The organism is Ponticoccus litoralis (genome assembly GCF_039769985.1).
In the GTDB taxonomy this organism is placed as follows: Bacteria; Pseudomonadota; Alphaproteobacteria; order Rhodobacterales; family Rhodobacteraceae; genus Ponticoccus; species Ponticoccus litoralis.
This window is the reverse complement of sequence record NZ_JBDNCH010000004.1, coordinates 101241-122307: the sequence shown is the minus strand read 5'-3', so window position 1 is coordinate 122307 and position 21067 is coordinate 101241. Positions and strand designations below refer to the sequence as shown.

At 60.3% G+C, this 21067-nt stretch carries 24 protein-coding genes, 1 tRNA gene and 1 pseudogene; 22 read left to right on the top strand and 4 right to left on the bottom strand.

The window, feature by feature from the left end:
- Window positions 1-15 precede the first annotated feature (15 nt).
- The 21 genes and pseudogenes from ABFB10_RS21220 (at window position 16) to ABFB10_RS24345 (ending at window position 16939) form a co-directional block, all read left to right on the top strand.
- On the top strand, window positions 16-624 hold the full coding sequence (locus ABFB10_RS21220) for a TRAP transporter small permease (RefSeq protein WP_347168232.1): 609 nt from the start codon (window positions 16-18) through the stop codon (window positions 622-624).
- A gap of 1 nt (window position 625) precedes the next feature.
- Window positions 626-1921, top strand: a complete 1296-nt coding sequence (locus tag ABFB10_RS21215) for a TRAP transporter large permease (RefSeq protein WP_347168231.1) — start codon at window positions 626-628, stop codon at window positions 1919-1921.
- Between the two features lie 237 nt (window positions 1922-2158).
- Window positions 2159-3163, top strand: a complete 1005-nt coding sequence (locus ABFB10_RS21210; protein WP_347168230.1) for a M24 family metallopeptidase — start codon at window positions 2159-2161, stop codon at window positions 3161-3163.
- A gap of 11 nt (window positions 3164-3174) precedes the next feature.
- Window positions 3175-4344, top strand: coding sequence for a M24 family metallopeptidase (locus ABFB10_RS21205; protein WP_347168229.1), 1170 nt, complete (start codon window positions 3175-3177; stop codon window positions 4342-4344).
- A gap of 63 nt (window positions 4345-4407) precedes the next feature.
- Window positions 4408-4611 (top strand): hypothetical protein, encoded by a 204-nt coding sequence (locus ABFB10_RS21200; protein WP_347168228.1) that lies wholly within the window; start codon window positions 4408-4410, stop codon window positions 4609-4611.
- A 3-nt stretch (window positions 4612-4614) separates the two neighbouring features.
- Window positions 4615-5313, top strand: a complete 699-nt coding sequence (locus ABFB10_RS21195; protein WP_347168227.1) for an amidase — start codon at window positions 4615-4617, stop codon at window positions 5311-5313.
- Window positions 5285-6022, top strand: coding sequence for an amidase (locus ABFB10_RS21190; protein ID WP_347168609.1), 738 nt, complete (start codon window positions 5285-5287; stop codon window positions 6020-6022). Before ABFB10_RS21195 ends, ABFB10_RS21190 begins: the two co-directional genes overlap by 29 nt.
- Window positions 6023-6155: 133 nt before the next feature.
- The gene (locus ABFB10_RS21185; protein WP_347168226.1) at window positions 6156-7214 is read left to right on the top strand and encodes a threonine aldolase family protein; all 1059 of its coding nucleotides are present in this window, start codon (window positions 6156-6158) and stop codon (window positions 7212-7214) included.
- 61 nt (window positions 7215-7275) lie between these two features.
- Window positions 7276-8091 (top strand): aspartate dehydrogenase, encoded by an 816-nt coding sequence (locus ABFB10_RS21180; protein WP_347168225.1) that lies wholly within the window; start codon window positions 7276-7278, stop codon window positions 8089-8091.
- Window positions 8092-8093: 2 nt separating this feature from the next.
- Window positions 8094-9086 carry a threonine ammonia-lyase gene (locus ABFB10_RS21175; RefSeq protein ID WP_347168224.1) on the top strand — a complete coding sequence of 331 codons (993 nt, stop codon included), beginning with the start codon at window positions 8094-8096 and terminating at the stop codon, window positions 9084-9086.
- A gap of 732 nt (window positions 9087-9818) precedes the next feature.
- Window positions 9819-9908, top strand: a tRNA-Ser gene (locus tag ABFB10_RS21170).
- 148 nt (window positions 9909-10056) lie between these two features.
- Entirely contained in the window at window positions 10057-10833 is a 777-nt protein-coding gene (locus tag ABFB10_RS21165) for a tyrosine-type recombinase/integrase (protein ID WP_347168223.1), read from the top strand.
- Entirely contained in the window at window positions 10773-11237 is a 465-nt protein-coding gene (locus ABFB10_RS21160; RefSeq protein WP_347168222.1) for a tyrosine-type recombinase/integrase, read from the top strand. The genes ABFB10_RS21165 and ABFB10_RS21160 overlap by 61 nt, the downstream gene beginning before the upstream one ends.
- A gap of 3 nt (window positions 11238-11240) precedes the next feature.
- Entirely contained in the window at window positions 11241-11906 is a 666-nt protein-coding gene (locus ABFB10_RS21155) for a hypothetical protein (protein WP_347168221.1), read from the top strand.
- 96 nt (window positions 11907-12002) lie between these two features.
- On the top strand, window positions 12003-12206 hold the full coding sequence (locus ABFB10_RS21150; protein WP_347168220.1) for a MerR family transcriptional regulator: 204 nt from the start codon (window positions 12003-12005) through the stop codon (window positions 12204-12206).
- Between the two features lie 162 nt (window positions 12207-12368).
- Window positions 12369-13223: a hypothetical protein gene (locus ABFB10_RS21145; protein WP_347168219.1), complete on the top strand. Its 855-nt coding sequence runs from the start codon at window positions 12369-12371 to the stop codon at window positions 13221-13223.
- On the top strand, window positions 13223-13714 hold the full coding sequence (locus tag ABFB10_RS24355; RefSeq protein WP_430523061.1) for a plasmid mobilization protein: 492 nt from the start codon (window positions 13223-13225) through the stop codon (window positions 13712-13714). The genes ABFB10_RS21145 and ABFB10_RS24355 overlap by 1 nt, the downstream gene beginning before the upstream one ends.
- Complete coding sequence (locus tag ABFB10_RS21135; RefSeq protein ID WP_347168217.1) at window positions 13708-15252, top strand: relaxase family protein; 1545 nt, start codon at window positions 13708-13710, stop codon at window positions 15250-15252. Before ABFB10_RS24355 ends, ABFB10_RS21135 begins: the two co-directional genes overlap by 7 nt.
- Before the next feature lie 286 nt (window positions 15253-15538).
- Window positions 15539-15883, top strand: coding sequence for a hypothetical protein (locus ABFB10_RS21130; protein ID WP_347168216.1), 345 nt, complete (start codon window positions 15539-15541; stop codon window positions 15881-15883).
- Window positions 15883-16335, top strand: a pseudogene (locus ABFB10_RS24350) (type IV secretion system protein); the annotation flags it as partial. The gene ABFB10_RS21130 and the pseudogene ABFB10_RS24350, both read left to right, overlap by 1 nt.
- A 49-nt stretch (window positions 16336-16384) precedes the next feature.
- Window positions 16385-16939: a type IV secretion system protein gene (locus ABFB10_RS24345; protein ID WP_430523072.1), complete on the top strand. Its 555-nt coding sequence runs from the start codon at window positions 16385-16387 to the stop codon at window positions 16937-16939.
- Between the two features lie 38 nt (window positions 16940-16977).
- Here ABFB10_RS24345 and ABFB10_RS21120 read toward each other — a convergent pair whose 3' ends face one another.
- Entirely contained in the window at window positions 16978-17526 is a 549-nt protein-coding gene (locus ABFB10_RS21120) for a hypothetical protein (RefSeq protein ID WP_347168214.1), read from the bottom strand.
- A 343-nt stretch (window positions 17527-17869) separates the two neighbouring features.
- On the opposite strand from ABFB10_RS21120, the gene ABFB10_RS21115 reads away from it, so the two are divergent.
- Complete coding sequence (locus ABFB10_RS21115; protein WP_347168213.1) at window positions 17870-17998, top strand: hypothetical protein; 129 nt, start codon at window positions 17870-17872, stop codon at window positions 17996-17998.
- Window positions 17999-18226: 228 nt separating this feature from the next.
- On the opposite strand, the gene ABFB10_RS21110 is transcribed toward ABFB10_RS21115, so the two are convergent.
- From ABFB10_RS21110 to ABFB10_RS21100, 3 genes are all read right to left on the bottom strand, one after another.
- Window positions 18227-19045, bottom strand: coding sequence for a hypothetical protein (locus tag ABFB10_RS21110; RefSeq protein ID WP_347168212.1), 819 nt, complete (start codon window positions 19043-19045; stop codon window positions 18227-18229).
- 353 nt (window positions 19046-19398) lie between these two features.
- Window positions 19399-20280: a serine/threonine-protein kinase gene (locus ABFB10_RS21105; protein ID WP_347168211.1), complete on the bottom strand. Its 882-nt coding sequence runs from the start codon at window positions 20278-20280 to the stop codon at window positions 19399-19401.
- Between the two features lie 185 nt (window positions 20281-20465).
- Window positions 20466-20993: a helix-turn-helix domain-containing protein gene (locus tag ABFB10_RS21100; protein ID WP_347168210.1), complete on the bottom strand. Its 528-nt coding sequence runs from the start codon at window positions 20991-20993 to the stop codon at window positions 20466-20468.
- Between the last annotated feature and the right edge of the window lie 74 nt (window positions 20994-21067).

Below are 21067 nucleotides of genomic sequence, written 5' to 3'. Positions count from 1 at the left end.
CTAACGGGGGGTCACATGAAAGAACTGCATCACACCGACAGCCTGGACGGCATCCTGTCGCCCCCGGCGATCGCTCCGGTGCCGGACGCCGAGGACCGCCGGACTGCGCCGTACACCGGGCTGGGCGGCCTTTATCAGGCCGAGGCCGGCATCGCCTGGCTCATGCGTGTCGTGATGTTCGTCGCAATGATCTCGCTTGGCCTTCTGATGGCCGCGCAGGTCTTCATGCGCTACGTGGTTTCACTGCCCTTTCTGGGTATCGAGGAAATGGCCCCGATGCTTGCGGTCTGGGTGTATTTCGTCGGCATGGCCTATTCGACCCGCAACCGCGAGCATATCGAAGGCGGCCTTCTTTCGCTGATCGTCAAAAATGAGAAAGTCCTGCTTGCGGTGCGCTTGTTCGGATCGATCATTTGCCTGATCGCGATGGTGATATTCCTGAAATTCGCCTGGGACTTTGCCTCTTTCAACATATCTCTGAACAGAAAGAGCTCTTATATGCGCCTTCCCAAATATCTCTGGGATCTCAGCATGGTTTTCGGCTTTGGCATGATGTGCCTTTATTACCTGCTTCAGGCCTTTCTCGAGGCCCGCGCACTGCTCTCCAAATCGAAGGTGGCATGACATGAGCTTGTTCCTGATTGCCACCGCCCTTGTTATTGTCCTCCTGTTTATCGAAGTGCCGGTCGGCCTTGCCTTTGGCATTGGCGCATTGGCTTTCGGCTGGTTGCAGGGCATCGACATTTCCTTCCACGCCGGTTTTGGCTACACGCAGGTCAGCACCTTTTCCCTGCTTGCGATCCCGCTTTTCATCCTGTCCGGCACGCTCATGGGGGCCTCTGGCATCTCGGAACGCCTGCTGAACTTCGTGAATGCCTTCGTCGGGCGCACGAAAGGCGGGCTTGGCGCCGTGACCGTCGTGACCTGCGCCCTGTTCGGCGCGATCTCGGGCTCTGCCTCTGCCGCGATTGCCGCGATCGGCAAGATCATGGTGCCGCGCATGATCGATGAAGGCTATCCGCCGGGCCATGCCACGGCCCTGGTCGCCGTGTCCTCGGTCCTTGCGCTGATGATCCCGCCCAGCATTCCGATGATCGTCTTTGCCGTTGCCATCCGCGAATCCGTCGCCAAGGCCTTCCTGTCGACCATGCTGCCGGGGATCACGCTGGCCATCATCTACTGCGCTCTCAACTTCTACTTCCTCAGGAACAACAAGACGATCCGCGTCGAAGACAAGCTGCCCCCGAAAGAGGCCGTGGCCCTGATCGGGCGCACCGGGAAGCGGGCCAGCCTTGCGATCATCATGCCGGTCATCATCCTGGGCGGCATCTACAGCGGCATCGCAACGCCCACGGAAGCGGGCTCTATCGCGCTGGTCTACACGCTGGCCGTCGGGATGTTGATCTACCGCACGCTGCCGTTCCGCACCCTGTTCGAGTCGACGGTCGAAGCCGCGCGCCTGACCGGAGCGATCCTGATGATCCTGTTCTTCCTGTTCGTGATGAGCCGGGGGATGGTCCTGGCGGAAATCCCGACGAAATTCGCCGAGATGCTGCTGACGGTGTCGGACAACAAGATCGTCATCCTGCTGCTGATCAATCTGCTGCTGCTGATCATGGGGATGATCGTCGACGATGTGTCCGGCGGGATCCTGGCGGCGATCATCCTCTTGCCCGTGGTGCAGGAAATCGGGGTCGATCCGATCCATTTCGCGGCCATCGTCGGCACCAACCTGGGTCTTGGCAATATCACGCCTCCGACGGCACCGCTGCTGTACATGGCGGGCGGAGTCACGGGACAGCCCCTGGCCACCTACATCGGCCCGACGATGAAGTTCCTGTTGCTCGGACATGTCCCGATGGTGCTGCTTGTGACCTTCGTGCCGGAATTCTCACTCTTCCTGCCCGGGTTGCTCGACTGACCTGACCGCCCTTTCAACGCTTTCTCCAATGCCCCGCCGAGGCGGGGCAACGGCTCCCCTGTGCCTTCTGATCAAGGAAAAAAACAATGTTGGACCAAGCAAAACAGCGCACCGCCGAACTACAGCGTCGCATGAAAGACGCCGGAATTCAGAAGGCGGTCTTCACCGACGAAAGCTCGATGGCCTATCTGGCGGGCTTCTGGGGCTATCTCGGGATCGAATTCGTACCGCCCCTCGATGCTGGTGGTCGATGCGGACGATGCGCCCATCGTGATCACACCGCTGATGGAATCCGAGATGGTCGCAGAAATGACCTGGGTGGAAGACGTGCGGACCTGGGAAGACATCGGCGAACGGACATGGGGCCGTGCCCTTGCCGGGGCGCTGGGGGACAACCCCTCGGCCATCTACATCGAGCGCAACAGCATTCCGGCCATCGTGCGCAACCATCTGGACGACCGGTATCCCGGCGTGCCGCTGCTGGACATTTCGCCGGTGCTGGGTGGCATCCGGATGATCAAGACTCCGTTTGAAATCGAGGTGATGAAGCAGGCTGGCCAGATCGCGGGCGCGATGATGGAAGCCGCGCACAACTCGCTGTCGGAAGGCGCCCGCGAGTATGAATCCGCCATCGCGGTGATCGAGGCGGGATCGCGCAAGGCCGCCGGGTTCCTGACCGACAAGGGCTGGGATCGTTTCGTATCGCCGATGATCCACAACCTGCAGATCCTGCAAAGCGGCAAGGACGCGTCGATGGTGCACCGCCGTGCGAGCGTCCGCGCCTACGAGCGGCTGGACCCGGTGTATTTCTGCTTCTGCAACATGGCCCAGTTCAAGCAGTACAAGCTGGGCTTCGACCGCATGTTCCATATCGGGGATGTGCGCGACGAGGACCGCCGGGTCCAGCAGGCTGCCATCGATGCGCAGCAGGCCGCCCTTGCCGCCATCCGTCCCGGCGTGCCTGCCGAGGATGTCGCGGCGGCAGCGAACGAGGTCTACCGGTCGCGCGGTTACGAGACCGGCTACCGCACCGGTCGCTCCATCGGTGTCGCCTACCTTGAGGCGCCGGAACTCAAATCCGGCGACAAGACCGTGCTTCAGCCCGGCATGACCTTTGCGGTCGACGGCGGCATCTCGGTCGACGGCATCACCGCAGGCCGCATCGGCGACTCGATCGTCGTGACCGAAACCGGCTTTGACTACATCACCCAGTACCCCCGCGAAATCCTGCTGAGCAAGTAAGGCCGACGACGATGAAAGATCTGAACATGATCAACAAGCCGTTTCCGCAGCAAGAGTTGCAAGAGCGGGTGGCCCGCGCCCGGACCGTGCTGGAGCGGAACGACCTCGACGGGATCCTGATCTCGGTCCCCGAGAGCATCTACTACCTGACCGGGATGGACCACTGGGGCTTCTTCGCGGCGCACGTCCTGATCCTGAACCGTGACGGCAAGATGGGCCTTGCCTGCCGCGCGATGGAAAAGATCACCTTCGACAACCAGGTCGAAAACGCCACCTTCTACGGCCACAAGGACCACGAAGAGCTTTCCGACTACGTGCATCAGGCGATGAAGGACCTCGGGCTCTGGGGCGGTCGCGTGGGGATTGAAAAACGCAGCCTGTTCCTGACACCGCGTCACGCCGAGCGCATTCAGGACGACGGCGCGGGCACCCGGTGGAGCGATGCCTCCGGCCTGATCGACGATCTGCGCCTGGTGAAATCGCCGCTCGAGATGTCCTATACGCGCAAGGCGGCGCATGCGGTCGACATGGGCACGCTTGCGGCGATCGAGGCGTTGAAAGACGGCGCATCGGATTACGAAGTCTCCGCCGCCTACCACAAGGAGATGATCCTTGCGGGCAGCGAGTACCCCGGCTTCGGCCCCTTCTTCCGCCCCACCTCGCGGCTGGGCGAAGAGCACACCACCTGGCGCGGCGAGGTCTTCCGCTCGGGCGATGCGGTCTTCATGGAGACCTGCGCGGCCTACCGGAAGTATCAGGCGCCGATGGGGCGGCTTGCCTATGTCGGTTCGGCACCCGCCGGTATCGAGGCATCCGTCGACCTGGCCATTCGCGGGATGAAGGCGATCTGCGAGGCGCTGAAACCGGGCAATGAAGCGGGTCAGGCCTATGAGGCCTGGCACGATGTCGCCGCAAGCGCGGGCCTGAACGATTACCACCGCCACCACTGCGGTTACCTGGTCGGGATCGGCTTCCCGCCCAGCTGGACCGGCGGTTCGATGGTCACCAGCCTGTTCCCGAACTCGACCCGCAAGATCGAGGTCGGCATGGTCGTTCACGCGCACTCCTGGTTCACCAACACCAGCGTGGCCGACTACTTCATCTCCAACACCGTCATGGTGACCGAAGAGGGTGGGGAAATCCTCACCAGCCAGACACCGGAAACGCTGATCCTGTGCTGAGCCATCAGAGCGCGCCGCCTGTCGGCGCGCTCCATCCCCTGCCCGAAGAGCATGAGCTTTCCCATGAAGAAACTGACCAAGGATACCCTGACGGGCATCTGCACGCAGATGGCGTCTCACGACTGGACCGACGCCGAGATCAACGAACTCGTCGACCCGCAGCTTGGCATCATCACCGGGTTCCAGGACCTGCTGAACGAGCTCGACGTGCTGCGCAGGATCGACCTTGAAACCACTCCCCCCGCCTTGACCGTGCAGAAGAGATAAACGATGTCGACCGAGATCGCCTTTGACACCGTACGCGGTTTGAAACGCAGACTGACCGCCGGAGAGATCACACCCGGAGAACTGGTGGATGTCTTCGCCGACCGGATCGCCACGCATAACGAACGGTCGAAAGCCTTCATCACCGTGACCGCCGATCAGGCGCGGGACGAGGCCGCGCGCCTGACGGCTGACGACCTGACCGCAAGCGCCTTTGCCGGTGTGCCCTATGCCTCGAAAGACCTCTTCGACGTCGCGGGTGTTCTGACCTCTGCCGGATCCCGCGTGTTCCACGACCGCATCGCGACAGAGGATGCCTTCGCCGTCGCACAGATGCGGCAGGCCGGTGCCGTCAGCATGGGCAAGACCAACCTGCATGAATTCGCCTACGGCGCGACCGGCGAGAACGAGGTCTATGGCACCTGCGTCAACGCCTATGACACGACACGGCTTGCGGGTGGATCGTCAAGCGGCTCTGCCGCCGCGGTCGCCTTCGGGCTTGTGCCGGCATCGCTTGGCACGGACACCGGCGGATCGGTCCGCGCGCCTGCCGCGCTGAACGGGCTGGTCGGCCTGAAGCCGACGATTGGCCGGGTGCCGACCACCGGCGTCGTGCCCTATTGCTGGACGCTGGACCACGTCGGCCTGATGACCCGCGACGTCGCGGACTGCGCCGATTTCCTCGGGCATTGTCGCGGGCTATGACCCCCGCGATCCCGGCGCGCAGAACATCCCGGTCGAAGACTATGCCGCCGCGCTTGACCGGGACATCAGCGGCCTGCGCGTCGGCATTCCCGAGAACTTCTACTACGACCGGACCGACCCCGAGATCCTCGCCGCCATGGACGCGGTCAAATCCTATCTGGTCGCGCAGGGTGCCAAGCTGGTTGCCGTCCGGTTCCCGGACATGGAACACAGCCGCGCCGTGTCGCTGACCGTGCAGATGCCGGAAGCGCTGAGCGCACATTCGGCATATCTGCAAGAGCGTGGCGCGCTGTACGGCACGGATTTCCGCGCCGGTCTTGCCCTCGGCCAGACGCTGCTGGCCGAGCATTACGTGCGCGCCAAGCGGTTTGTCGAAGTCTACCGGCAAAGGACCAACGCCCTGTTCGACGAGGTCGACCTGATGCTGACCCCCGCGACGCCGGAAATCGCGCAGCCTCTGGGCACGGTCAAGACAACCCGCGACGGCGTGGACGAAGCCGTGGGCAACGCGATCACCCGCTTCACGACCTTCTTCAACATGTCGGGCCATCCCGCGCTGACGATGCCCTGCGCCATGCATTCGGCAGGTCTGCCGATCGCGCTGCAACTGGTCGGGCGCTACTTCGAGGAAAGCACCGTCCTGCGCGCGGCCCATGCGCTGGAACGCAACGACGCCTTCGCGATCCCGCGCCCGAAGGTCGATCTGTAGACAGGGCGCCGGTTCAGTCCGGCGCCCTTGCGGGTGCCCCCACACCTCATCCCCTCCCCGGTGGGGGCACCCGACCGTGAAGCGCCGCGGCGCTCAGACAATCCGCAGGAAGTTCACAGCGAAATGGTCCGACATGGCGATCTATAAATTCAATTCCGACAATGGCGCGCCCGTCTGCGATCAGGTGATGGACGCGCTTGTGCGATGCAACCACGGTGTCGAGACGGCCTATGGCTCCGACCGCTGGTCGCAGGGGCTCGACAGCGCCTATTCGGATTTCTTCGAGAAAAGGTGCTTCGTCTTTCCGGTCCCGACCGGCACCGCCGGCAACGGGCTGGCGCTGGGTGCGGTGACTCCGCCCTACGGCACGATGTTCAGCCACGCGCAGGCTCATATCGTCACGACGGAAGGCGGCGCGCCAGAGTTCTATTCGGGCGGTGGCCGGATCACCCTGATCGATGGCGCCGACAACAAGATTACCGCCGATGCCCTGCGCGCCGCGCTTGACGCCCACGGGATCGGCAATGTTCACCACATGCACGCAAGCGCGCTTTGCCTGACGCAGGCGACCGAAACCGGCGTGACCTACACGCTGGACGAGCTGGCAGGGCTGTCGGCCATCGCCCGGCAGGCGGGCCTGAAGGTCCATATGGACGGCGCGCGCTTTGCCAATGCGCTGGTCCATCTGGGCGCGACACCGGCAGAGATGACCTGGAAGGCCGGCGTGGATCTTCTGACCTTCGGCACCACCAAGAACGGCACCATGAATGCCGAGGCGGTCATCACCTTCGACCCCGAAATCGCGCGGGTCCTGCGCGTCATGCACAAGCGTGCCGGGCACCTGTCGTCAAAGATGCGATACATGTCGGCGCAATTGCTAAGCTATCTCGAGGGCGATCTCTGGCGCAGGAACGCTGCGCGCGCCAATGGCCATGCCACGCGGGTCGCGCGGGCATTGGGCGCCTGTGACGCCGTCAGGCTGATGCATCCCGTCCACATCAACGAGGTCTTCGCGGTTCTGCCACCCGCCCTTGCCGAGCACCTGAGGGCCGAAGGCTTCCCCTGCGACCCTGGTCGTTCGGGGAACGGTCGGGCGTGCGGATCGTCCTGTCCTTTGCGGACAGCGACGCGGAGGTCGACGCCTTTGCCGACTGCCTTCGCCGCTTTCACTGACCAGGGCAGCCCCAGATGAATTGACACCGGCGCGGCAGCCTTTCCGGTCCCGGCGCAGGTCCAACCATGCAAGGAACGAGATGATCACCACTCAAACCATCGGAATCGCGGGCATCGGAGCGATCGGCGCGCGGGTCGCCCGCGCGATCGACAGCGGCAGCGTGCCCGGTTTCGAGCTGTGCGGCCTGTCCGCCAGCCACCCGGACCGGCTGGCACCGTTGAATGCGGACTTGACGCGGCCACAGCCCTTTCTGACCTTCGACGAGATGGCGGACCGCTGCGACTGGGTGCTGGAAGCCCTGCCGCCCTCCCTGTTCGCCGATCTCGCCGAACCGGTTCTGAAGGCCGGCAAGACGCTTGTGGTCATGTCCTGCAGCCAGCTGCTCCAGCGCGGCGATCTGATCGATCTGGCCAAGAAGACCGGGGCGCGGATTGTCGTGCCCTCGGGCGCCATGCTGGGGCTGGACGCGCTGAAGGCGGTTGCCGTGGGCCGGATCGACAGCGTCGTCATCGAAACCCGCAAACCGGTCGCCGGGCTGCAAAACGCCCCGTATCTTGCCAAGGCCGGGCTCGACCTGACCGGATTGACCGAGCCGATGCAGATCATCGAAGGCTCGGTGAGCGAGGTGGCGAAAGCGTTCCCGGCCAATGTGAACGTCGCGGCGGCGCTCAGTCTTGCCGGGCTTGGCCCGGATCGCACCCGGATGCAGGTCTGGGCCGATCCGACCCTGACCCGCAATATGCACAGGGTTCACATCACTTCTGACAGTTCCGACTTTACCATGACGATCCAGAACCGCCCGACGGAAGAGAACCCCGGGACCGGGCGCATCACGCCGCAAAGCGTTGTGGCGCTGCTGCGCAATCGATCCGCCACCCTTCAGATCGGAAGCTGACCATGTTGACCTTTGAAACGATCCAAGCCGCCGCCGCCACGCTGAAGGGTGTGGTCCGCGTGACGCCATTGCTTGAATCGGAACTGCTGAACAACCGCCTGGGGTTCCGCCTGCTGGTGAAGCCAGAGTGCCTTCAGGTGACCGGCTCTTTCAAGATCCGGGGGGCCTACACGAAAATAGCCTCGCTGAGCGCGGAAGAGCGTCAATGCGGCGTGGTCGCCTTTTCATCGGGAAACCACGCGCAGGGGGTCGCGGCGGCGGCCTCGGCCATGGGCGTCAAGGCGACCATCATCATGCCCGAGGACGCTCCGGCCACCAAGCTGCGCAATACCGCGGCCCTGGGCGCCGAGGTGATCACCTACAACCGCCACACCGGGGACCGTGCCAAGATCGCACGCGATCTGGCGGAACAGACCGGAGCCGTTCTTGCCCCGCCCTATGACGATTACGCCGTCATGGCCGGGCAAGGCACCGTCGGGCTGGAAATCGCCGATCAGTTGGACGCGGCCGGGCTGGGGGCCGACGCGGTGTACTGCCCGGTTGGCGGGGGCGGGCTGATCGCCGGGCTGGCAACGGCTTTGGAAACCCGCCTGCCGAAGACGGCCATCTACGCCGCCGAACCCGTCAACTTCGAGGACACGCAGCGGTCCCTGCAGGCGGGCAAGCGGGTCGGAAATGAAACCGGGCATGCCTCGATCTGCGATTCCATCGTGACGCAGATCCCCGGCGAGCTGACCTTTCCGATCAATCGAAGACTCCTGTCCGGTGGCCGCGCCGTCACCGAAGCAGAGGTCTTGGCCGCCATTCGGATCCTGATGGACGACCTGAAGATCGTCGCCGAGCCCGGCGGCGCCGTGGCCGTGGCCGCCGCGGTCCAGGATGCCCCGGCGCTGGCCGGGAAAACGGTCGTCGCGGTGGTATCCGGCGGCAATGCCGATCTGGGTTGGCTGACGCGGACCCCGGGACAAACCGGCAAGGGCGCCTCCGGCGTCTGATCCGGCGCCCGGCGCGTCACCAGGCGATGCGGCTCGCTCGGGCCGCCCGATCCGCAACCGGCGGGGCCTGAACGCAACGAACATGCCCCGCTCGGCCCCTGCCCCGGCGCCCCGCCTGACCATGTCATGACCCGCGCGCGCCTTGCCGCTTCGCGCCCTGTCACCCGTAGGCGAAAACAGAGCGATGAGGCTCCCTCGCGCAAATCAGGGCATGCGTCCCCGGTCCCGGACGCGCTGAACCCGGGGCCTTTGTGACCGGCACACCGAGCGCAAAGGAACGATTCGGAGCAGCGGCGCGAGCCCGAAGCGCAGCGCCCGGGCGGTCGGCGCCACGGGCCATGCAATACCTTCCCGAGGATGCGGACATTGCATCTTCGCGTCGAACCGGCTGCCCGCAGCGAAGCCCATGACCCGGCGGGCGAAGTTCTGCGGCGCGGCCCCTTCGGGGTGCACCCCACCCCCGCCCGGCAACGGCCGGGCACGGCTGCCGGCGCAGGCTGCACCTGCCACCCCAAGGCAGGTGGCGCAACAGCGCAAGCCCTAAACTGTCCCTCGATGCCCCCGGCCCGGCTGCCCAAGGCATTGTGGCCGGTCACAGAGCATCGCCAGATACTAGGGGGATTGCGTCGCGACACCCGAAATCGCATGCGGCATCACGCATGTGAATTGAACGGGACCGCAGGCGCCATTTTCGCCTTGTTTCTCGGACCATGCCCCACTAAACGGGTCAGCGGAGACGTGGCCGAGTGGTCGAAGGCGCTCCCCTGCTAAGGGAGTAGGCCCGAAAGGGTCTCGAGGGTTCGAATCCCTTCGTCTCCGCCACCTACCATTTTCATTGAATGGCCTTGGGGCGCTTTATAGCGTATAAGTCTATGGACTTAAGCGCTTATTCTCGTTCGTTGGTTGCGTTCGTTTCACTTCGATTGCGCTCGGTTCTGTTCGTTCCGTGGTATGAAAGGTGGTACGTCCGATGGCCTACACCTCCGGCAAACTGACCAAGAATCTCGTCCGCACCCTCGGCCAAGGACGGCACGGTGACGGCAATGGCCTATACCTCGTCGTAGACCCATCCGGCGCTCGCCGATGGATCGTCCGTGTCACAGTGAAGGGGCAACGCAATCGCCAGGGAAAGCCTAACCGAACGGACTTCGGTCTAGGCGGCGCGGACATCATCACCCTGACGGTCGCCCGCGAACGAGCGCTTGAATACCGACGCCTCGCCAAGCAGGGCCTGAACCCGAAGCACCACCGCGACAAGGAGGTGCCGTGCTTCGAGGAGGTCGCACGGCAGGTCCATATCGAACGCCTGCCGACCTGGAAGAACCCAAAGCACGGCCAGCAGTGGATCAACACACTCGCCGATTACGCCTTCCCCAAAATCGGACGTTTGCCCGTATCGGAGATCGACCAGCCTGAAGTTCTGCAGGTGCTGTCCCCAATCTGGACCGAGAAACACGAAACAGCGCGTAGGGTAGCGCAGCGGATGAAGGCGGTCCTCGATGTGGCGCGGTCGCGCGGCTACCGCGAGGGCGAAAACCCTGTGACGGTCGTTATTGACGCGCGCGTGCTGCCGCGCGTGAAGGCCAAGGTGAAGCACCACAATGCGATGCGCTGGCAAGACGTGCCCGCATTCTACGCGCAGCTCTCACAGCAAAGCGGGATGGCGGCCAAGGCGCTGATGCTCACATGCTTGACTGGATGCCGAACCAGCGAGGTTCTGAGGGCTGTCTGGGGGAGTTTGATTTAGATGACCTGATTTGGACGATCCCCGAAGAGCGCACCAAAACCGGGGCCGTGCACCGCGTTCCGCTTACGGATCAGATGCTGGGGATTATCGAACCACTGCAAGCCCTTCGCTCCCAATGTGTCTTTGAAGGCCAGCGTCGGCACACGCCGCTGTCGAACATGTCGATGCTGATGCTGTTGCGCCGCATGGAGATCGAGGGTGTGACCGTTCACGGGTTCAGATCAGCATTTCGGGATTGGGCTTCCGAGGTGGGGAACCATCCGCGCGAGGTGGCGGAATTGAGCTTGGGTCACAAGGTGGGTTCGGAAGTGGAGCGGGCCTATGCGCGATCTGATCTTCTTTCCAGAAGGCGTGAACTGATGCGCGATTGGAACCTTTTTGCTTGTTCGCAATGTGGAGGTTGAACTGTGGTAGCTGAAATAGAACACGTCGCGGCAAGGATTTCCCACCTAACGTTCATTTCTGAATTTGACGCCGCGTGGCTCGCCATACGAGCCCTTCTCATCGCGACAAAGACGAAAGCCGACTTCTTGAAACTGCATACCGGGCTGCTGGAGATTCGAGCTCGCGATCAGTACCTGAAGACCGGTAGGCGGGACGCACTGTGGCCAACCCCTGGCTCTGATCCATTGTTGCTTGAAGGCGCTGTTCGATATGCAGTGAAACAATGCGCCTTGGGTCAGGATGAAATGTGCCAGGACGTCATGCGCCTAGGAGATGTGCTGCGCCGGATCGTCATTCATGGGTCATCCAAGGGAACGGCATATGCTGACGCACAGGGGTTTGCCCAGCAAGAATATAAGAGCGTGCTCGATACGAAAGGGATCGAAGTCGCACGGAACTACCTAGGGCGAAGTCCTCGATCACTACAGAAGCTATGGGCGCTCTACGAGCCGGTGCTGGCATATGTGTATCTGGACTACGCTCAAGCGCAACGACTCGCGGCGCGTGTTCCTGGTTTCGACCATTCGCACATTGTTCAGTTCCCGTATCTGTTCCGCGATCTCCTGAACATGGCAACGCATACCAAACCTATCAAACAGAAAAGAATGCAAGTCATTGTTTTCAAGTAGAAAGATGTTGCATTTTCGATTGCGCTAGGACGTTTTCGGCAGGCTGGTCAATATGGATGCAGTCGAACGCAACCGAAGAAAGGCGATGTCGGAACAATGGAGATTTTTGAGAACGAACGTGTCTACGATGATGGTGACAAAGAGCTTGATCTTATCGCCCCTCGCGCGAAACGGGCGCAGTGGCGTCACCGGCGGGTGGGCCCGGCATGGGTTAAGTTCGGTCGGCGGGTGAAATACCTCGGGCGCGATCTGAACGCTTACATCGAAGAGAACCGCGTCTCTCCAAGTGATGCGGCATAGGCTCCAAAGTACAAAGCCCCGCACGGGGCGGGGCCTTGTCGAATTCGCGTGATCACCGCAATCCTAGGACAAACGCGCCCCAGATTTCAACCCCATGACAGATGCCGAACTCCGGCAATCGCCAGCCCAACCGCAATTGGGTTGACGGGAAAGGTTTGCCCTATGGCGCGCAAGAAATTTGCAATGCTCAATGTCTCGCTGCTTAACTCAGCTGCTTTTCGCAGCCTTCGAAGCTGCACAGACAGAAACGTCTACTTCACCGCACATCTGAGTTCTCAGGCCGATTATTCCGGCTTGTTCAGATATCCACGCTCTCTCTTTGCATCCGAGGCAGGGATTACAGAGGAGCAGCTGCAAGTCTCGGTTCAGCGACTGAACGATGCGCAGTTGCTCGAATATGATTCAGAGGTCGAACTGCTCAGAATCTCTGGTTGGTTTCGGTCCATAAATTGTCCTGACAATCTCTCGCGCGTCCAGAACCTGGCGCAGGGTTATCTGTCCGGCGAACTGCCGACCACTGACATTTGTCGCCGCTCTATCGCTGAGTTCGTCCTGGGGTGCCTCGCTCGGGCGCAGCGTTTCAAAGCGGGCAGCGAGCACGGGCCGAAGATCGTCGATGAAATTCGCGCATTCCTGGCGACTGCGGGGGTCGTGTTTCGGAATCTGCGACCGTTTCTAGAGGAAGAGTTTCGTGAATACGGCGCGTCGGTTGCTCGCGAGTTCGAAGATGTGATGCTTGGCCTCGTAGAAGCGGAAGCCAAGATGCAGCGAGCAGCTGACAGAATTCAGATGCAGGAGGCCATCAGGGTGGCGGCAGGGTGCGATCAGGGTGGGGATACCCTGCCGCCACAAGAGAAAAGAGAAGATTCAAAAAATACAAAAAAAGATAAAATGGCCTTTGCGGATGACTTCACAGCCACTGGCGAGATTGACGGCAATCAGGCCGGGAAGAGTGCTCGCCCTTTAGCTGCGACCCTGAATAGTCCGTTGGTTCGCGCACTTCGCGCCTCGGCTTGATGTCGGGTGGGGTCATGAGTTCTGGTGAAGTGCAAAGAGCAAGGCGACCCGGTTCTAGGTCTTCGACCGTCGAACCGGGGCCTTGCGAGGGGCGGCAAGCCTCCCCTTCGAACCCCAACCGGACCGCGCGGGGCGCGGTCCCCTCGGAAAAGCAGGAAGCCGTATTCTTCTACTGCTCCTCCGAGGAAAAGGCGCTGATCCGGCAGGCGGCTGCGGATCACGGGCTGTCCATGTCCGCCATGCTTCGGCAGCTCGCAACCGGCGCGGCTCCGAAGCGGCGCAAGCCCGCGCCCCGTGTCGATCCCGCGCTCGTGCTGGCTGTGTCCCGCTATGGCGGAAACCTCAACCAGATCGCGCGATGGCTCAACACTGCAACCCGAGCGGGCCGGACCAGCGAGATCGAGGCCTTGCACGTGGCGGCGGCGCTGGTCGGCATCGAGCGGCGGTTGGCGGAGATCATAGCCCAGCACCGGAGGCCGCCCGGATGCTGATCAAGTTCTTCCCCAACGGCAAAGGCGGAGGCGCGGGGCCGGTCGACTACCTGACCGCCCGCACGGTGCTTGCGTATGACGACAATCGCGATCTGATCCGCGACGCGTCCGGCCAGCCGATGACCGTGACGCGCGAACCGCTGCCGGAGGTCGTCCGAGGCGATCCCCAAGGCATGACCGACCTGATCGACGCCTGCCCGCACAAATGGACCTATCGCGCCGGTGTTGTCAGCTTCGCCCGCGAGGACGCCCCGACCGAGGACCAGCAGCAGGAGGTGATCGACCGTTTCGAGGAGATCGCTTTCGCCGGTCTCGATGCCGACCGCTACGCCTGCCTCTGGGTGCGCCACACTCATGAGGATCGCGTCGAGCTGCATTTTTGCACGCCACGCATGGAGCTGCACAGCGGACGCAGCCTCAATATTGCGCCACCCGGCTACGAACGCGCCTTCGACAGCCTGCGCGACCTGATGAACAAGACGCACGGTTGGGCCGACCCCATGGACGTGGAGCGTGTGGCCGAGGTCAAGCCGGTTTCGGAAGCCCCGAGCCGCGCCGCCGGGCGCGACGAGCTCCATGCCTGGATCGCCGACCAGATTTCCATGGGGCTGATCGAGGATCGGGCGGGAACGGTCGCCGCCCTGACCGATGCAGGCTTCGAGGTGCCGCGCGCAGGCAAAAAATACCTCACCGTCAAAGACCCCGAGACCGAAGAACGGTTTCGCCTGAAAGGAGAGATTTTCCATGAAGACTGGAGAGCCGAAGCAACGGCTGAGCGAGAAGCTGAACGCGGACATGGAGCGGATCAGGGCGGAGAACGCCGCCTCGATCGACACACAGTTGCAGAGCTTCAGAACCGATTTGAAGAGCATTGCCGAAAACGCGCTGGCTACAATCAAGACCGATACGGAAGGCTACCTGCTGCGCGTGAGGAAGCACCTCATGCGGCAGAGCGCGAACGCAGCTCGACCGGAATGGAAGGCTCTGATGTGGCCGATGCTGGTGGCCTGCTGCCTGATGATCTGCACCGGGATTTCGACCTGGTCAGTCATGACATGGCTGACGCCGAACTTGAACACGATGGGGCTCAGGGTGATCGAGCGGTCGGAGGCGGTCTATCTGATCCCGCGCAGCGGCCGCGCGGCACTGACACGCTGTTCGCTGGCAGGGAAACCCGTGGACTGCCTGATGATCCCGAAGGAGTGAGCGATGGATGGTCTGACGCCGCTCGAACGCGAATTGCTGGGCTACGTCGAGAAGTTGACGGAAGCCTCGAGGGTATCCGCGCAGTAATTGACCGCCTCCGGGCAGGACAGGCGGACGGAACTGGATGGGTTGCGCGGCTCCATGATCGCTTTGCTCAGGTCGCAGCTCTCATTGGTCGAAGCCTTGAACGGCTGGATGCAGGATGGCCCCGACACCGCGCAGGCACCGTCGAAGTTGAAGGACAGCCTGTCGCTCGCGCTGGAGGCGCAGAAGCGCCTCGGGACGCGGTGACAGACGAGATCGTGGAGGACGTGCATGGCCTGCGCCATTGAGGGACAAATCCAGCTCTCCCCCGGACACGCAACACTGAACAGGGGACAGGCAGCACCGGACACGCGACACGCGACACGCGACACGCGACACGCGACACGCGACACGCGACACGCGACACGCGACCGTGGCCACTCAACACCGGACAGTCAACACGCAACAGACGACACCGGACAAGCGACAGGCGACACGCAACACCGAACAAACGACGGAAGTAACCGCATGATATATCGAGCTATCCTATTTCTGGCTTTGACTACCGCTCCGGTGATGGCGGACCAGATCAAGTTGAGCAATTCCATCCAACCCGCAGAGACCGACCGCTACGGTTGCGCGATCCGCCTACGACCGGAACATCTGACCTTCCGGTCGTTTCGAGACGCATGGCGCTCGGTGGCGGCGGACGACCTCTATAGCTTGAAGCGGCATCAGATGGCGCTGAAGGCCGGTTCTTGCGATTGCGAGACGCTATGGCCCGACTGGGCGATCATCGAGGACGAGTACGCGGAACTGGGTTTTGCCGCCCCGACCGGCACCGACAGCCTGCACATCACATGGTCGGCGGAAGAGTATTTCCCTGTCATTTCCGACCTTCGGGATCGGTTGCGCACCCAGTGCCAGGAGGCTGAGTGATGGGTATCGTTAACTTTATCGTATCAGCCGCAGACGAGGGTCTCGAGAAAGTTGCCACCTCGCAGTTCGCGGCGGTCGCGGAGGTCTCCGGCACGATAGTTGTGGGGGCCGCGACCCTCGCGATGATCGTTTTGTTTATCAACATGGCATGGCAAATCCGCCCCATGGACGGGAAGGAGCTGCTGGTCTTGTCATTCAAGATCGCTTTGATCAACACATTCGCGTTCAATTGGGCAAATTTTAACTTCGTCAGCGGTCATATCATCGACGGCCTCGACGAACTGGCTGGGCGCTTGGTCGGCTCGGCAATCGGGGTAGACCTCGCGGGACCCAGGTATTTCGCCCTTCGTTTTGACCTTCAGCTCGACAGGCTCGCCGAATACGGCAACTCGGCCACATCGCATATGGGAGCGGTCAGTAAGGCTGTGATGGGAGTCTTCTTCATGGCTCTTCTGGCTGTAATCGGCGGGGCGTACCGGCGCTGTTCTCGTCCTAGCAAAGATGATGATGACATTCCTGATAGGTATCGCGCCCATCATGATCCTCTGCTCGATGTTCCCGGTGACGAAGGACTATTTCCACAGATGGGTGTCTTCGCTGGCGAGTTTTGCACTTTACCCGGTCGTGATGGCTGGCGTCTTCTCGATGGTCTTCGGCCTGGTGAGCCAGCTGGTCGGCCAAATCGGATCGCCGGATTCTGTCAAGCAGGTGGGCGCGACGCTTCCCTTTCTGGCGGTAGTCATACTTTCGCTTGTGATGGTCGTGGCGATCCCGTTCATCGTGCCCATGATATCGGGCAACTTGCAGGCAGGCTGGGCAGCCACAACTGTTGGAGGCAGTGTCCGGCGAATGATGCCGCAATCCCGCCCGATGCAGCCGAACCGAATGCTCTCGAACGCAAAGAGCGATGCAAGCCGGAGGTTGAATTCAGGAGCGGACGCGACCCGTTCCTCAGCCGCTGCAACAGATCCCCGCCCCTCAACCGGTACAGGGGCCAAGATGCAACGCATGATGGACCGCGCGGAACGTCTGAGTGGAGAGACGCACAAACGGTGATAGGGCGATGGCCTACGATTAGCTCGACACGCATACACTCATGAGAAGTCGTCCATAATCGCCTTAAGCCTAACAGCGAATGCGGGCGACTTTTCAGCGAGCGCATTTGCACGCTCCAAGCAGCTTTTCCGGTCGACAGGTCGCTTCCACATCCAGGAGATGATGCTGGCTTCCGGCGGTTCATAGATCACCGCAGCTAGGTCGTGTGTCAACGATCCAAGATCATTGTGACCTTGCAAACCGCAAGCGACAACTGTTCCAAACAGTTCCTCGTTATCTTCGAAGTCAAAGCCGAAAGCGCCTGGCTGGGTCTGGGCCTCTATGGCCAAGCTGAAAACAGAAGCAGTTTCACGGCGGTAAGGATACTCGACAATAGCGCCCAACAATCCGACGAGGAAGGCTCCTCCCGCCAACCACTTTGCGATCCAGTTATCTTTCCAGCCCACGAGAACCCAGCTGGCAATAATCCCTCCCGCCAGAACCACAACGCCGAAACCGTACAGAGACACGAAAAAGATTGATGCTAAGATGCAGCACAGGACCGCGATAAGCAGAACGAACTTTGGATTATCTTTAATGAAGGCCACGGTTCTTTCCCGAATAGAACATTACACATCTCTCAAGGTGCGCTTAGCGTACATCCTTGGGAATATGCAAGAAAATACCTTATTTGTGCAGAGGTAGGGTGAGCGAATGCCAAGCCTGAACAGAGCGAACTGAAGAACGCGGTCTTCACTATGAGCAGGTCAAAAGTCGACGACAACTTAAGTGTTAGGAAGGATCGGTTTGAGAATGTGTGACGATGCTACGAGGCGCCAGCGTTTACAGGCACTTGTTCGATCCCAGGCTGGAGACGAGCTTCCTGCCAGAACGCATCCCGACAGTCACCTCTTGGATGACTGGGTCCTGTATGGGCCCAAGGACGCACGGATGGAACGACTGGTGCGCCGCTTGGCGCTGGATCACGGACTGCGGGTGGCTGATATTGAGGGATTTATCATTGCAGCGCTCGAGCGACATTTAAAGGAACTCGAAAGCGGCGATCAATGGATTGAGTAAATTCACTCCAAATGACTTCTACCTATGATCGCCGTTTTTTCTTGCGTGCGTTATGAGCGTCTAGACGGACCGGAGCCAGGTCTGCTGTATTGTGGTATAGGTTGGGGAGAAGGGAAGCCATAGAAGGTGGCTAATTGGATTATCCTGCCACGTTGCTAAAGCGCCAGGTGCCACTGATTGTAACGCCAGCTATTCAAACGTAATCACGTTCGAAGGATCGCCCTCTATTTAAGGCCCTCCTTGCAACTGAAGCCACTGATAGTCACCCAACATATCTGCCAGCATTCTCGTTCCCGCCGAAGCCCAAGAAGGTTGATACGAGTTGCTTCCGTCGCGAAGTATCAAACCCGCAGTGTGAACTTGGCTGTGAAGTGCATTGGCACTCGCCAGATCTGATATGACGGTTTGCATCGCTTGCCGTGCATCTGCCGAAGCAGCAAGGGGACTGACATACATAATTATCTGGTGAACCATATGCCTATAGGAATCCCACTTCTGCCAGGCAGTGGCGGTCACTGTTGACACCGCTCCCGAGTACGGCGAGTGAAGCAGAATAGTGTTCTGCAGGGCAGGTGGCAGTTGGAGCAATTCATCTGGGTACACGATTGTGCCCCAAAGCGGAGTAGAAAAGAAGCGAGGCGGCGCGTCTCCACCACCACCTTGACCTGTCGATGGCTGGAAGCGAGATCGTGTAAAGCCCCAAAGGTTTTGCCAAAAGCCAATGGCAGCGGCTCTCGCGCCAGAACCGAAAGCAAGCCCGGCCAATGGGCCTGCGTATGCATGAAGGACTGGCTTTCCCGTGCAAGCGAGCGTCAAGCCCGCCGAACAGTAACGGAATACCGCTTCAACATCTGTTGGAAGACGCTCAGCGCTGTCAAACTCGACAGCGTAGTACCAGCCATCAGCATTGAGCGCCGTGGCTTGGGATAAGATAGATTGCGCGACTTGGGCTGTGGTGATGCTGCCGCCCATGACGACGGTTGCGTAGGTCGGAATGCCGAGAGAGTCACCTGCAGCTTTAGCAGCAGCAAACAGACGAGCATTCAACTGAGCGATATCCGTACTGAGCTGCCTCGTACGGTATCGCTGGTGCAATAACCGCGCTAGAGCCGAGTGCTTGATTTTCACCCCGTAGAGCAGCTGTGAGACTTGCAAACGAGGGAGCTGAAAGCGCTCCGAGAGATGCGATCGACTGCCGGAACTGCGCGATTGGATAGCTTGAAAGTTTCCCATCCGCAAAGTCAGGTTCGTAGAATTGAGGATCGAGGAGAACGTCCGCGCCAACGTCCTTATATTGGCCCGCGTACTCTTGTGCCTTCTCGTATGCTAAGTCTTTTGGGCTAAGGATTGCACCTACACCCGTTCCGTTTTGGAGCATTTCGAGAATGAACTTCTGATTGTTAGCACCGCATTGATGCCAGGCCCCACGTCTCATTGCTGCCCCCCAAACCATTTAGGATGGTTCCGACCATAGCTGCACTTGCTGGTCGGCGACCTCGTTCTTTTTCTAACAATCTTTGCAGGACAAGCTTCAGAGTTGGGTCAAGCCCCAAGTAGTCAGGGTCGGATTTGAAATCCTCCGAAGTACAAATGGCTTCGTCTAGTTCGTCAAATGTCTTCGGGCTATTGGTTAGTGATGGATGCTTCCCAACTGCGGCCTCGTAAAGAATGACGCCTAGAGCATACAGATCAGTTCGCGGATCGATGTCACGCTTCGTACCGCGGAGCTGTTCCGGGGCGAAATACTTCGGAGTCCCCAGCATCGCACCCTCAACGGTTGCGGTGAGACTTTCCATATCTAGAAGTCGTGCGAGGCCAAAGTCAATAATTACAGGTTTCCCTGAAGAATCGACCCGAACATTGCTGGGTTTTAGATCCCGGTGGACAATATTATTTGCCGCCAGTGCGTTCAGACCGTCACATAGAGGAACAAATATATCCTTGATTTGCTGTAAACTCAGCTTTCCATGAGCCGCCAAGTAATGTGAAAGATCGCTTCCGGCCACAAACTCTTCTACTAGGTAGTGCCGCGTTTCACCGCCGCGCGCGCTGTACTCATATTCAACTACCCTGGCTACGTTGGGATGGTTGAGAGTTTGCATCGCCAAAACTTCACGCTGAACTCTTTCCAGAGATTGCGTTGGAGCAATGATTTTCAGGCAAAAATCATCGCCATTTCGTTTGACGTGGAAAGCCGCTTTTTGGGCGCTTGGCGTCAGTGCGGTTACAAACTCATAATCCGGGTGCTGCTGACTTGCATCATCTATAGTAACTTGAAACACTGTTATCAGAAGCCCTCAAATCTCCTGCCGCTCTCGCTGCGACAGTATAGTAGTACGCCCACGCTTTAGGAGATGACTTCCTTGCTCGCTTCATAACGCGACTTACGCCATTGTCGTCGATGGAAATCAGCCCCAAGCCCAATGAAGAGAAAGCTAGTCGGTCCTTAACGCGTTTAGCAACACCTTCAGGTAGAGCTACAAAAGACCGGTGCGCGAAAATGCGATTCCGTGATGCTTGCGCAACAGCTTTCTTCCAGTCGGAAACTTTCACCTCGACGTACCGAAACATCACCCAAAATGCTCTGCCATGGCTCAGCTAAGCTAAAGTTCTTTTGAACTTGCTCGATCACGCCCTGCCCTCGCAGCGTATCTAGTTTGTTGAGCGTGGTCTTTTCGCTCAAACCCAGACGTTCCGCGATTGTCTCTACTCGAGCGCGACGAGCTGCGCGCAGGTATCCTAGAATTGCAATGGATATGCTGTCTGCATCAGCGATACTTACGGCCTCAGGCCGCACACTTGCTCGTAGCAGATCTGGCACGCCCGCCCCAACCGGGACGGTGCTACCGGTCCATGAAAACTCGCCAAGCGGGAGTAACTTCGCAATATCTTTCTCAACAGCAGCTTGCAGAACAGCTTCAGGGCCGACTTTGAGTGGCCGAAACACCGAGATCTCAGCGTGTCTGGTTTCTGTAAGCTGTTCTGAATCAAGCAATTTTTTCCCCACTCGCGTGGGTCCCAGTCTAGCCATTTTGGTCAGGTAGTCTAGTATCCAGTGATATAATTACT